Origin of the sequence: Rugosimonospora africana (genome assembly GCF_016862975.1) — a bacterium.
GTDB lineage: Bacteria > Actinomycetota > Actinomycetes > Mycobacteriales > Micromonosporaceae > Rugosimonospora > Rugosimonospora africana.
In genome coordinates, this window is record NZ_BONZ01000137.1 from 1 (window position 1) to 12423 (window position 12423).

Sequence of the window (12423 nt, forward strand, 5' to 3'; positions counted from 1 at the left end):
CCCAACTCAGGACGAGAAGCCACGGAAAATAGCGTCAAAGGTTGGCAGCATTGCGGCAGGTCGAGCCGCCGATACATCCGATCCAGATGATCTCTGTGTGCCATGCGGTTTTGGGGTTCTAGTCCCCATCGTTCGAGCTGCCACGCACCGTAGCTGGTCAGCGGCCCGAACCTTGGTAGCGCCCGCCGTGCTCTCTAGCCAACTCGCTTACCTGGATGACACGGGCCGCGTGGGCGGGATCGGGAGCTAGCTCAGGGAAGTTTGCAGCTACTTCCCATTCGTTGGTGTCCGAGGCGTCGCGCATGGTCCATCCGCGGCTGTCCTGGGCGTCGCGGATAGTCACGGCCGATCCGCCCCAGGCGATCAGCTGTTCCTGGCACGCCCGCGCCGCCTCCAGGCTGGGCGCGCTCAAGACGTATGTCGTCTCGCGTGGCGACGGCGAGGGAAGGGTGGCGTACTCGCCCAGCGCGTAACGCACCCGCTGGAGAAGATCCCCTATGACTGCCCCCAACTCGCCGACGGAAGCGTCCTCGGCAACTAGACCGTCGCTGGTCAGCCGGCGAATGACGTGCGCAGTAACGTCCGGGGAGACCTGACCGATGAGCAGTTCACCCTGGAACACGACAAGAATGTCGAACAGCACGCGCATGTCTGGCGCTGGCAGCGGCTTCGTCATCTGCGACATGGCAGTCACATTAATATGCCGTCACCTCATCGGGGCCGTCCAACAAGACGAGCAGGCGACGGGATGACAGGGCCGCCGGTTGGCCTAGCGTCCAAGATCGTTGGGACCGAATCGGGACCATCTGGCGACGGAAGCCAGTGACAGGTGATGGCAGACGTTGAGGGTTCCTGCGCTGGTCGGAGCGTCGATCGGTCCGATTCGCACCGATCAATCATCAGCCTGGGCCTATGGGGGTTCAAATCTTCTGGAGGGTCCGCGTCGATTATTCAGGCCGCAGCCATTACCGCTCCCCCCGTAGACGGCGTCGAACCGCCAAGCACAACAACGCGAGCCCAGCAAACAACATCGGCGCTCCCAGCCACCGCGTCCAGTCGCCGAGCCCAGCGAGCATGGCGGGGCCGACAACAACGACCCGGAGGACAACTGGCCGCGGACCCGGAGAAACGCTGTCCACCCACCCGGCGAGTTACTGTCCGCCCACCCGGAACTCCAGACGACCGTTGACACACGGGGAATCCGAACTGGCCGCTGACAGCTGATGGAGGTCATGTGGAGTGGGAGCGGTCAGAGTCATCCCAGCGGCCTGCCCACGAGGGGATGCCAGACCTCCGCCCGGGTGTCAAACATGCTTCATCGTTTGACACCCGGGCGGAGGTCTGGCATTGCAGAGCACAGGCCGCCGGGATGACTCACAGATCGTCCGACTTGGGCGGGTGCTTCGAGCTGATGCAGGCTACAGTGCCGGCGTGGGAATGGACGGGCCCGGACTTTTCAGCGACGACACGGCTTGCGATGTGCGCGACACCTATCGCGAAGCGGTGGCTTCAGGCGTTGATGACGAGCAAGCCCGGGCGGCCGTACTGGAGGAGTTCGCCGAAGCTCTTGACGATGTGGACGAGGCGCCGATCGTATGGCTGGCGTTGGCGCACACCCAGTCGAAGCTGGGCCGGCTGGACCCCGAGACTCGCCGCGCCGCCTTAGCGATGCTCGACGCCGGAGCCGACCTCAGTCGGTGGGCCGAGTTAGGCGCGCGAGCCGTCCGAGAACGGGCCGCCGCGCTCGACCGGGTGCGTCAGCAGATCGAAGGTCCCCAGCCCGCAAGGAGGCCGATCCGGCGACCAACCCGCGCCGTTTCGAAGCTTGTCGCCGGCCAGGTTCTGGGCTACCGGGCACGCAGCGGTCGACTACACCTCATGCGGGTTGTCGCCATGATCGATGAGGACGAGTTCCACGCGCCGCTGATCCGCTTCCTGGACTACGCCGACGAACCGATCCCTACGGCCGAACAACTCGCCGACATCCCCGACCGGCAACCACACCCAGTCCGCTGGCGACTCGCGGAACAACTTGTCATCGAGCGAAGCCGAGAACGGCGCGAAGACCACGGCATCAATATCATCGGCGCACCGCCAGCAAGGCCGGATGACGCTCCGCGGCCGTGGGACAGCTCTTCTGGCTGGAAATTCGTCGCCTCATATCTTGACAGCCGCGACCGAGACATGGACAGCGCCGACTATTGAAACGGTTAGCACGGGGGGTCAGTCGGTGAGGTCGCTTTCGGCTGATGCGTGACCAGCTGAGTGACTACCGGTACGCACAAACGCCGGACGGCTGCGGGCGCTAACGGAATGGTCGCCCAGGTCAGCGGGCGTCTCGCCGCTGGTCCTAGATCGCCCGTTCGTTGCCGGGGTCAAGCTCGCCGGTGGTGCTGATGGAGAGATCATCGGGCACAGATCCGGCACAAACGAGGCTCAGCAGCAGTGACAGGTGCCGTAAAACGTTGGAAGCCTTCTCGCTGGTCAACGCGCCGATCAGTCCGATTGATGTTGATCTAAGCGCGGCGCAGCGGCGCACTCGTCGGCGCGCTGCTGGCGGCGCTGGGGGGCCGGCACCGCGCGCTACGGCGCGCCGCACCGGTTCGGATGTCGTGATCCGAACCGGCCCACTGGCTCGGCAGACCGCGACGATCGCTGAACAGGCCGCCACCGTCGTGCTTCCGGTGACCGCTGCCGCGCCGCTGCGCGGCTTGTCACCGGCATCGCCTGGCCGGGGAAGTCGGTGGGAACGGCGACGAGGACCAGGCCGTGGTCACTGCCCGCCGCGGCGCCGGCATCGCGCGCCACGGCGCGCCGCATCCTCACGGCAGCCTCGATCTCAGGGTGTGTCTTCGACGGGAGCGGTCGGGCGCCGGGATGGCGGAAGGCAAGGAGGCAGCGCGGTGCAAGAATCCCGACCGTGAGCTACGACCTGGCCGTGTGGGAAGGCAAGCAACCGGACTCCGACGAAGCCGCATCCGCCGTATTCCGCGACCTCTGCGAGCAGTACATCGAGGCAGACGTCCACCACGAGCCTTCGCCTAGGATTCGGCGCTACGCGGAGGCGTTACTCGCCCGATGGCCCGACATCGACAACGACGAGGGAAAGGCCAGTCCGTGGGCATCCGCACCGCTGATCGGCGAGGCGATCGGCCCGCTCATGTACTTTCCCATTGTCTACAGCCAAGCAGAGCCGGCGTCGGCCTTCGCCGCGACTCTCGCCTGGGCACACGGCCTGGTCTGCTACGACCGTCAGCTTGACCAGATCAGAACACCCGCCATCGATCACAACGAGGTCGACCGGCTTGTTTGTGACGGCCGGAACATCCGAGCCATAGCCAAGATCCGCGAGCAGCTCGGCTGCTCGCTTCGCGATGCCGTTGACATGTTCAACGCGCGCCCCCAGGTCGTCGGCGACATCCACCCGCCGCGGCCAGGCATGCCCTCGTTCGTCCTGACGACCTCGACCGGACGCACGATCACCAACCCGTCGCCTGGAGCCATGCACCGGACGCTTACTCAGCTCGCACCCGAACGATGGTTCGCCATCCTTGAACGTCAGGACGGCTGGTATCTCCAGGTCGGCTATGGCAGCCAAGCAGGCACCCGGCCCGGCTGGTACGCCCTCGAACGCCAAGACGGCGACCCAAGCAAGCACTACCGCACTATCGCGACGGACCTCGGTGAGGTCATCACCGCCTTCACCGCCTTCACCGCCTTCGCCGCCGACGATCCCGACTGGTCCCGCCGATTCGCGTGGCAGCCGTACCAGCCATAGCAGCTCACCAATACCCAACATGCCATCTACGTCCCAACAGGCCGCCACCACCGCCGTTGCTTCCGGCGATCGCTGCCGCGCCGCTACGCTGCTTGCCACTGGCATCACCCAGCTGGGGAAGTCGGTGGGAACGGCGACGAGGACCGGGCCGTGGCCGGCGCCCGCCGCGGCGCCAGCACTGCCCGCCGCACCCTCACAACAGCCTCCGCCTCGAGGCGCTTCAGCTCGGGATGGAGTCAGGGCAGCTGGCAGGACTGGCTACGAACGACGTCATGCACACTAGGTTCATGCTGGCGACGCCACCTCCGTACGACGACATGGCGGATTGGTCAAGCAACCGCCTGCGTGAGTGGGCGAACTCCCTCGACACGTCCCGCGCGCCTCGCGAGATCAACTGGTGGCTCAGCGCACGCTGGACGCCACAACGACGCGCGTGTGACCGGGCGCTGGACGCCGAGTCTCGCCGAGAGTGGGCCGAAGGGTTCCTCACGCTCGTCAACTGCATGCAGCGCTTCACCACCTACGACCGATGGTCCGCATCTGCCGACCAGTTCAACATGCGAGCGCTGCTGATAGGCCAACTCGGCGAGGTCGATGGCAATACGACGTGGAGCGCCGACGCTCTGGTGCGAGACCTACTCGCCGCCCTGACTCTCACTCCGCGCGAGGCACGCGAGCAGTCCCGGACATGGCGTTCGCTACCCACCGATCAGATCCTGACCCTCCGGCGTCACAAGACCCTCCTCGCACCGCTGGAGACGATCGTTGGTCTCCTGTCTCGGTCAGCGGACAAGGATTCTGTTCGTGATTGGCTGACCGTGCGACCCGCCCTTCCCTAGCCCCAGCGACCGACTAGATCCCGGCGTCACGGAGTGTGGGTCGACGGCGAACGGGACCCGTGCTGACAGAGCCAACCTCGTTGAGCGAGGTCCGGCCGAAGCCGCATACTGCCGCCACCATGAACGAACCCCTGATGCTTCCACCGCCGCCCCAGCCCGCTACCTGGATCCTCCATCCACCCGGGAACCTGTGGGGTGAGGACTACCTCGCCGGCATGACCGTCGAACTGCGCGACGACGGGTTGGAGGCACGCGCCGCCGTCGAGCTGATTTGGCCGACTGGCAACAGTCGGAATGATCTGATCAGCTTCTTCCACTCGCTGGCCGGCGACTGGACCGGCTGGCCCGGCGTGCGCCACTGGCGATCGATGGACGCCAAGCTGCAGATCGAGGCCCGACACGACGGCACCGGCCACATCTCCCTCACTGCGATACTGCGCGACGACGTGTCCAGGCCAGACAGCTGGCAGGCTCAGGTCACGCTCTGGACCGAGGCCGGCGAACAGCTAAGCCAGCTCGTCGCCGCCATCGAGGAGCACTTTCGTCGGTGACAGCGGGCCCTCGCATCCGAGCGAACATCGGTCGCGCAAGGCTGCGCGCCCCGCGTGCCTCAAGGGTGGGTCGGGCCATCCACGGCCAGTAGCCCGAGCTGGCACCAGCGGCCACCAACGCACCCGCCCGACCAGGCGCCGTGCACATGGCCCCGGAGATCATCACCCTTCCGAACTGAAGGTGGATATCGGGGACGAGGCGCGACCATTCAAGATCCTTCCATGAGCCAGCTCCCCATGGACGTACGTGCGGCCGTCCGATTCTTCGCCTTCTACATCGCGAACGGGAACGCTCGACCTTGAGCTCCTCGAAGACATCGACTACCGCGTGGCTCTGATGCAGTTTGGCTCGGCACTGGAGCAAACGTTCGCGATCTTTATCAACGTGCTTGACGTCCAGCCCGACGGTGAGGTCACCAACACGGGCGATGCGATGCACCGGGCCGCCCAGTACGTGCGCCGGTACTGCGACCCGACGTATGTCGTCGAGCCGCCGTTCGAAGCCTGGGAGATGGAACTCGCGTAAGAGGCCGCAGGATCCGGAAGATACACGGAATGGTCAAGTTCGGGTCTGCCGCATCAACCTGTGTTGGCCCCGGTCACGGTACCCGCAGCGGGCGGGACGCTAGCCCCTCCTAAACCGTGCCGTGCCGCGATCGTCGATTATGTGCGTCTCGTACGTTGAGACGATTGCCATGTTGTTGTTGACCGACGGCCATCGGCGCGAACTGCGCCGAAATCGGACCTGGAACAGTCATTTGATCAAGGCGGTGAACTGCATGTCGCGTCCGTCGACTACGGATCAGAAGGTTGGGGGTTCGAGTCCCTCCGGGCGCGCCAGCGATCAAGGCCGTGACCAGCAGAAATGCGGCTCACGGCCTTGATTCGTTTCGTATCACGGGACGGATTTTCCCAGAATCTGGGATCTGGTGCTCCGATGGTGCTCCTCCGTTGCGATAGCCCCTGGTAGTGCCGCGTTTCAGTGCAGTTCGATGCGTGCCGCTTTGTGCCGCCGGGTCCGTGGCGCCGGATCGTCGTAGAGGTGCGCCGAGGCCGGCGGCGTATTGGTGACCAGGGGTGGCACCGGTGCTGACGCGGGCTCACTGTGGTGCACCGGCGTGGGCGCCCACCGGGGTACCGCCGACCGGTTAAGCGAGGTTCCGACTGTCGCTGGTCAGCGCCGGCGCGGCGCGAGCAAGTCCGGCGCGTCCGGTCGCCGTGCGGGTAAGCACCCACGGTGCGGATACCGACGCGGTCGTCGCGATCGCCGCGCTGGGCATGGCCTTCTGCCACGTCGATCGCCGCCTGGACGGTATCGATGTCCGGCCAGACCGGGTGTATCGGTGGGTGCAGCGGTTCACCCCGCTGCTGGCCGACGCCGCCCGGTTCTGCCGGCACTCGCCGGGTGACCGGTGGCACGTCGACGAGACCTACGTCAAAGTCAACGGAGTCTGGCGCTACGTCTACCGGGCGGTCGACCAGTACGGGCAGGTCATCGACGTGCTCGTCTGAGCCCGCCGCGACGCCGACGCGGCCCGGAGGTTCTTCCGCCGGGCGCTGTCCACGCTGAAAGTCAAGCCCATCGAGGTGGTTACCGACGCCGCCGCGGTCTACCCCGGCGTCCTGGACGAGCTGATCCCGTCGGCCTGGCACCACGTCGAGCAGCACGCCAACAATCCGATCGAGGCCGATCACAGCCAGCTGAAACACCGGCTGAGACCGATGCGCGGGCTACGAACGGACCAGACAGCACAACTGATCATCACCGGACACGCCTTCATACAGAACCTTCGTCGCGGCCACTACGAACTCGGACTCGACGCCCCGCCCATGCTGCGGGTCGCCGCCGCGTTCACCGAACTCGTCCAAGCGATCTGACCGCCGACCGGGCGCGGGTTCAACACGTCTGCCGGTTCCACAACGCACCGGCGCCTGCTGGAACGCCCAGATCTACCGGGACATCCCCGACCCGAAGCCCTCCTACGTCGCCCCGTGGGAGGACCTCCCGCCGTGGCAGAAGGAAGTCGACGCCGACATCTTCGACGCTGTCGCAACAACAACCAGTGATGATCGCTGAAGCCGCGACGGCATGGCTGAAGGGATCTCCCAATCCAGCCCGACCCGCGGCACGATCCGCGACAGCCGCGCGGCCGTCCGCGCCGAGGTCAACACCCGACTTTGAGCGGTGGCGAACCACGGGCCCCGGACCCGGCCGACTGTAACAAGTACGTCCTCGACGCCCTCTGCGGCACGCGGAGCGCCCGGTGCATCGGGCGGCGCACACCGGGTGCGGGAGGGCCGCAGGAAACGGACCGGCGGCAACACCGACCCCGCGCCTGCGGCCCTACCTCAAGAGAGGACCGATTTCATACCGGGTCCTTCGCCTTTTCGTTGTGTCGCAACACCGTCGGCGTGTCTGCGCCTCGACTACCCACCGTACTTAACGGTTGCTCGGAAAGCGTCACTGGTGGCGATCTACGCGATGTTCGAAGGGCGAATGCAGCTGGGGCGAAAGCGCGAGTGGGTGGTCACCGTCAGCAGTGCGATGCCTGATAACCGGTGCTGACCCTGGTCGAGCCGTACGAGTGCGTCGTGGCGCCGTTGTTCCAATACGACTCGATGGACCCCTCCGCGAAGATGCAGTTGTTCGGCGAGTACACCGTCACCGGGCCGGCGTAGTAGTAGTAGTTGCCATAGGTGCCGGCTGACGCGGGATCGCGCTGGGAGCCGATGTTAGTGCAGGAGGTCCTGTTGGGCGTGGTCTGCGAGCACTTCACCAGTATGACGTACATGCCCTTGAGGACGCCGTAGGAAAGGTCTCCGGTCGCGACCGTGGCGGCGCAGTTGTTGCCAGTGGAGCTGTCGTAGTAGACGTCCAGGTACGCCATCAGGTAGCCGTACGTATCGTCATGCATCGCGATGTGCTCGATCCGGCTGCCGCTGCACCCGTTGGCCGCCTGGGCCGGCGCCGACAGCGCCGTGGTCAACCCGACGACGCAGGATGCCGTCAGCAGCAGTGCCATGGTGCCGCGTCGGATCCGACGCCCTAAGTTGCTCATCAAGTTTCCCCTTGTCTCGATACCGGCGCACGGCTGATTTCGGTACAAAGGCAGATTCGTGATCCTCGGCCCAGCGGTCGGCCGCCCCACGGCTGATCCCCTTGTTCGCCCAGGTAATCAACACAACCTTCTGGCGTGCCGTCCGCTCGCTATGACCAGGCTCCTGCCTCAGTGCCTCCGTCTCCCATACGACGAGACGGCCTGCGAAGATGTGATCCTCGCCGAGTGTGACCTGCGTCTCCCGTAGGCCGACTCTTGCGTGCCGGCGGCCCCAATGACACCACTTTCCAGGTCAACGAACATACGAGGGTTTGGACTCCGCAGGGTTTCCGGGCGCCCAGGTTGAGATCCGGCGACCGGTCGGCGGAAAGTGCGGTCCGGGGTCACTCTTCGCGGCTGATCTCGTGGAAATCGTCGAGGCTGGTGCGGGTCCGCTCCTGGTTCCGGGCCCCGGTGAACCGGTTCGCTGGGGTGAGCCCGGTCTCGCGTCACTCCGCGCTGAATCCACGCAGCATGGCCTCCAGCGCGAATTCGAAGCGGAGATTCGGCCCGGTCGGGTCCGGGGTCCGGGTGACCTCGGCCAGCAGGGGATACTCCAGGGGATCGAGTCCAGGCATCTCCTGCCTGCTGTTGGCCATGTTCGGCCGGTCGCCCCTGTGCAGCATCACGGCATGGCCGACGACGAAACCGGTCACCGCGTACAGCATCTCCAGTGCTGTGGGCAGGGGGAGTCCCGTGGTCTGCAGGGACTTGAGCGGGCGCCGATGCCCCTATGTTTGTCAAGCGGTTCGTAGGGTCTGGTCTGCGGGCTTGAGTTGTTGGATGAGTTGGTAGACCTCGCGGGCGATGTAGCGTTTGATGCAGCGGATGGCTTTGCGTGGGGTGATGCAGTGCGTGCAGCCTCTCGGCGGTCGCCAGTCCGTGCTGCACGAGCTTCGTCCCGAGTCCCTGGTGACGATGGGTGGGGCGGACGGCGCCGGCCGCCTGCACCCAGTGGACGATCTCGGCCGTCGGCTTGTAGTGGACCGCCGAGAAGCCGAGCATCGTCGCGCCGTCGAACACCGCCAGAGTGGACGTCGGGAGGTCGTCGACCGGTGAGTCCAGTTCCTCGGCCGCGTCCTCCGCGGTGTACTGCGCTGGGCTGGTTCGTCGCCGGCCGCATGTTGCGCTCGCTGCACACCATCGCCACCACCGTGCAGCACATCTCGGCCACCAATCTGCACCGGCGACTCGCCATCGGCGGGCCCGACGATGAGCTCAAGGAGCTCGGCGACACCTTCGACAGTCTGCGCGGCCGGCTCGAAGCCTCGTTCCGGCCCCAACGCCAGTTCGTCGCCAACGCGTCGCACGAACTACGCACGCCTGTCGCCCGGCAGCGCACCTTGATCCAGATCGCGCTGGCCGACCCCGAGGCCACCGCCGCATCGCTGCGCACCGCCCACGAACGCGTTCTGACCACCAACCAGCAACAGGAACAACTCATCGAGGCGCTGCTTACCCTCGCCCGCAGCCACGCCGGGCTGGACCGCCGGGAACCGTTCGACCTCGCCCGGCTGACCGACCACGTCCTGCTCGCCCACGAGACCGAGGCGGCCCGCCGCGGCGTACAGCTGGCCACCACGCTCGACCCGGCTCCGACCGCCGGCGATCCCCGCATCGCCGAACGACTGGTCACCAACCTCATGGACAACGCGTTGCGCTACAACGCGGACGCCGGCCGGATCGAGGTCACCACCGCTACCGACGCGGGGTACGCGAAGCTGACGGTGACCAACACCGGGCGGCCGATCCCGGCCTCGGAGGTCGGCAGGTTGTTCCAGCCCTTCCGGCGGCTCGGCCCGAACCGGACCCGCCGCGACGGAGGACTCGGCCTCGGTCTGTCGATCGTCCACGCCATCGCCACCGCGCACGACGCCGCCGTCACCGCACACCCGCGCCGGACGGCGGCCTCCAGGTCACCGTCGTCTTCCCGCTGGGGGGCCGGCAGGGTCACCATGTGCGCCTTGACGACGCGGCGCAGGGGCGGCAACCGCAATGAATGGCGATGATCTATGTCGTCGACAGGTCCACTGCCGGATACTCGGTGGATGGAGAACCTCGTGCATCCGGCGTCCGGCCTGAGCAAGGCCACCTGGACCGAACAGGATTTCGATGCGATGTCGTGGAACCATCTCTGTCGGATACACGCGATCGCCGTCACCGGCTACGAGGGCCCGCCCGACGGCCTGACCCCGGAGGAGTTTCTGGAGCAGGACGACGTCGACGACACCGCGCCGTCGGATCTGGCATTGCACGTCGACCTCGACTACATCGCACGCTGGGTCGAATCGCCGGGGCCCGGTCCCTTGCACAGTGTCGAGTCCTGGGTGGCGCCGGCCACGCTGGTCTTCCGCTGCGTGGAGGGGATATCCGGTGATCTGCGCTCTCTCGGGATGCCGCTCGAGATGGAAAACCTTCACCGGTTGGGGCCTGTGGTTCCGCATGACGAGACCAGGTGGCACCTTGAGGGCGACCACTTCGATCTGAGGTTCCGGGCCTGGGGCTTCACCCTCTATATCCGCCGGCCCCCGCTCCACGGCAGGCGGGTGCTGCGGATGGCTGAGCGCGGCGGGATCAGTTTCGACGCGCAATCCTTCGCTTAACCGGTCGGCCACCGGGGTGGCGAAAGCCGAAGCCGTGGCTGCGGCCAGGTCGGCGACGAAGTGGCCGCACTCCGCCGGACCCGCAGGTCTTGAAGACGATCAGCCTTGGCCACCCCGCCAACGCGTAACCGGCGGGTGAGCGAGCCGGATAGCGGTCCCGTCCGCCCAATCACGGTCTCGTCGTTCGGCAAGACCACGTGCGCGCCGATGCCGCCGGCCGAGCACATGGCGGTCGCAATGCGCTGATCAGATGCGCGCATAATGCCGCCGACGGTGCGCGCTCGGTCCTCAGCACACCGGTCACGCTGCGTCGGTCGACTGTGGTGCGGTTCCTTGCGGACATGACGAGAACAGCGCAACCGATCTTGGAGCGGTGCCGAGTGCCTATGATCGACCGGATGAAGCGAGCTGAGGAGTCAGCACGGATGCTGCAGGAGGCGGTTGCCGAAGCGTGCCCGTTCCGGCCTGCGGACCGGCCGCGACGATGTCCAGCGGGGACGATCTGGGTTGAGGCGCCGGGTCCGTGCTGCGGTGACTGATACGAACCGATTCTTGTCGCGTCGATCGTGGCCGACGGTGTGCCGTAGGCCGACGCCGTGCGGCCCCCACCGGAGTCTTCGGTCAGGCGGGACTACAAGCCGCTTTAGGGGGTGGGGAACATTCGTTCAAGACGCCGCTGCCCGCCGGTTGGGACGCTCGGTGTCCCAAGTTCGGTTAGGGACAGGAGGCGGTTCGATGACAGCGGCGCAGGTGCATGTCGTGGAGAACGGCAGGAGTGGCGCTTCTACGCTGCTGCTGTTGAGTAATGCGGCGGCTCCCAGCGCTGCGTGGGAACCGGTGGTGCCGGCGTTAGCGGAGGCGCACCACGTCGTGCGGGTCGACCTGATCGGTCACGGCGACCCGCCTCGCTATGACGTAGTGACTCAGGCACGGCGGGTCGCTGAGGTGCTGGACAGGCTCGGTGTGAGCCGGGTGACCGCGATCGGGCATTCCTCGGGTTGCATGGTGGCTACGTCGCTCGTCGAGCAGCGGCCCGATGTCGTGGCGGCGGCTGCGCTTCTGGACATGGGGCCTGATCTCGAGGCGAAGGTCCCCGAAAGGTTGCTCTTCCGTCTGATCAAGACGCGCTTTCCCGGTGCGTTGCTCTGGCGTCTGCGTGATCCCCGGTCGATGGTGAAGTCTGCTCGTGGGACGACCCGGCAGGTGGAGATCCCGGACGTCTGGCTGGAGCACCTGCGGCGGTTGACCCATCAGGACTTTGTTGGTGTCATGCGCGCCTACACCGCCTACCTCGCGGAGCGGAGCCTTCCTGACCGGCTCCGTGACTGCGGTCTTCCGCTGCTAGTCATTTTCGGCATCGACGACGAGCGGTGGCGCGCTTCCTCGGCCGAGGCCTACCGCGTCGTGCCCGGCGCCCGCGTCGAGTTGCTCCCCGGGGTCGGACACACGCCGCCGGTGGAAGACCCGGCGGCGACGGCGAAGCTGCTGCTGGAATTCGCGGCGATCGTCGAGCATCGTCGCTGAGTGCTCGTACACTCCATCTCGTGCGTTCTA

The 12423-nt window shown here is 66.3% G+C and carries 11 protein-coding genes and 2 pseudogenes; 9 read left to right on the forward strand and 4 right to left on the reverse strand.

The genetic code is table 11. The features are described 5' to 3' along the window. Positions 1–157: 157 nt before the first annotated feature. A complete protein-coding gene (locus tag Raf01_RS48140) occupies positions 158–676 on the reverse strand; it encodes a hypothetical protein (RefSeq protein ID WP_203924902.1) in 519 nt (172 codons plus the stop codon). A 755-nt stretch (positions 677–1431) separates the two neighbouring features. Between Raf01_RS48140 and Raf01_RS48145 the strand changes: the two genes are divergently transcribed. The 6 genes and pseudogenes from Raf01_RS48145 to Raf01_RS50415 form a co-directional block, all read left to right on the forward strand. Further along, on the forward strand, positions 1432–2205 hold the full coding sequence (locus Raf01_RS48145) for a hypothetical protein (protein WP_203924903.1): 774 nt from the start codon (positions 1432–1434) through the stop codon (positions 2203–2205). 715 nt (positions 2206–2920) lie between these two features. Beyond that, on the forward strand, positions 2921–3778 hold the full coding sequence (locus Raf01_RS48150; protein ID WP_203924904.1) for a hypothetical protein: 858 nt from the start codon (positions 2921–2923) through the stop codon (positions 3776–3778). Between the two features lie 287 nt (positions 3779–4065). Continuing rightward, a complete protein-coding gene (locus Raf01_RS48155) occupies positions 4066–4617 on the forward strand; it encodes a hypothetical protein (protein ID WP_203924905.1) in 552 nt (183 codons plus the stop codon). Positions 4618–4751: 134 nt separating this feature from the next. Continuing rightward, positions 4752–5168: a DUF6228 family protein gene (locus Raf01_RS48160; RefSeq protein ID WP_275413230.1), complete on the forward strand. Its 417-nt coding sequence runs from the start codon at positions 4752–4754 to the stop codon at positions 5166–5168. Positions 5169–5415: 247 nt separating this feature from the next. Next, entirely contained in the window at positions 5416–5694 is a 279-nt protein-coding gene (locus Raf01_RS48165) for a DUF7677 family protein (RefSeq protein WP_203924907.1), read from the forward strand. Positions 5695–6497: 803 nt separating this feature from the next. Further along, a pseudogene (locus Raf01_RS50415) lies at positions 6498–7046 on the forward strand (IS6 family transposase); the annotation flags it as partial. Positions 7047–7702: 656 nt separating this feature from the next. Here Raf01_RS50415 and Raf01_RS48180 read toward each other — a convergent pair. The 3 genes and pseudogenes from Raf01_RS48180 to Raf01_RS51180 form a co-directional block, all read right to left on the reverse strand. Continuing rightward, complete coding sequence (locus Raf01_RS48180; protein ID WP_203924909.1) at positions 7703–8227, reverse strand: hypothetical protein; 525 nt, start codon at positions 8225–8227, stop codon at positions 7703–7705. Positions 8228–8715: 488 nt separating this feature from the next. After that, positions 8716–8973, reverse strand: a complete 258-nt coding sequence (locus Raf01_RS50420) for a TetR/AcrR family transcriptional regulator C-terminal domain-containing protein (RefSeq protein WP_275413231.1) — start codon at positions 8971–8973, stop codon at positions 8716–8718. Between the two features lie 157 nt (positions 8974–9130). After that, a pseudogene (locus tag Raf01_RS51180) lies at positions 9131–9346 on the reverse strand (GNAT family N-acetyltransferase); the annotation flags it as partial. On the opposite strand from Raf01_RS51180, the gene Raf01_RS48190 reads away from it, so the two are divergent. From Raf01_RS48190 to Raf01_RS48200, 3 genes are all read left to right on the forward strand, one after another. Beyond that, a complete protein-coding gene (locus Raf01_RS48190; protein WP_275413229.1) occupies positions 9322–10275 on the forward strand; it encodes a HAMP domain-containing sensor histidine kinase in 954 nt (317 codons plus the stop codon). The pseudogene Raf01_RS51180 and the gene Raf01_RS48190 sit on opposite strands and share 25 nt — an antisense overlap. 39 nt (positions 10276–10314) lie before the next feature. Continuing rightward, the gene (locus Raf01_RS48195) at positions 10315–10869 is read left to right on the forward strand and encodes a hypothetical protein (protein ID WP_203924912.1); all 555 of its coding nucleotides are present in this window, start codon (positions 10315–10317) and stop codon (positions 10867–10869) included. 735 nt (positions 10870–11604) lie between these two features. Further along, on the forward strand, positions 11605–12393 hold the full coding sequence (locus tag Raf01_RS48200; protein ID WP_239134576.1) for an alpha/beta fold hydrolase: 789 nt from the start codon (positions 11605–11607) through the stop codon (positions 12391–12393). The last annotated feature ends 30 nt before the right edge of the window (positions 12394–12423 follow it).

What these genes read in the sequence shown, in the direction of transcription:
- Raf01_RS48140 (WP_203924902.1), bottom strand. Translation starts at nt 676, where the DNA reads ATGACGAAGCCGCTGCCAGCGCCAGACATGCGCGTGCTGTTCGACATT.
- Raf01_RS48155 (WP_203924905.1), top strand. Translation starts at nt 4,066, where the DNA reads ATGCTGGCGACGCCACCTCCGTACGACGACATGGCGGATTGGTCAAGC.
- Raf01_RS48160 (WP_275413230.1), top strand. Translation starts at nt 4,752, where the DNA reads ATGCTTCCACCGCCGCCCCAGCCCGCTACCTGGATCCTCCATCCACCC.
- Raf01_RS48180 (WP_203924909.1), bottom strand. Translation starts at nt 8,227, where the DNA reads ATGAGCAACTTAGGGCGTCGGATCCGACGCGGCACCATGGCACTGCTG.
- Raf01_RS48195 (WP_203924912.1), top strand. Translation starts at nt 10,315, where the DNA reads ATGGAGAACCTCGTGCATCCGGCGTCCGGCCTGAGCAAGGCCACCTGG.
- Raf01_RS48200 (WP_239134576.1), top strand. Translation starts at nt 11,605, where the DNA reads ATGACAGCGGCGCAGGTGCATGTCGTGGAGAACGGCAGGAGTGGCGCT.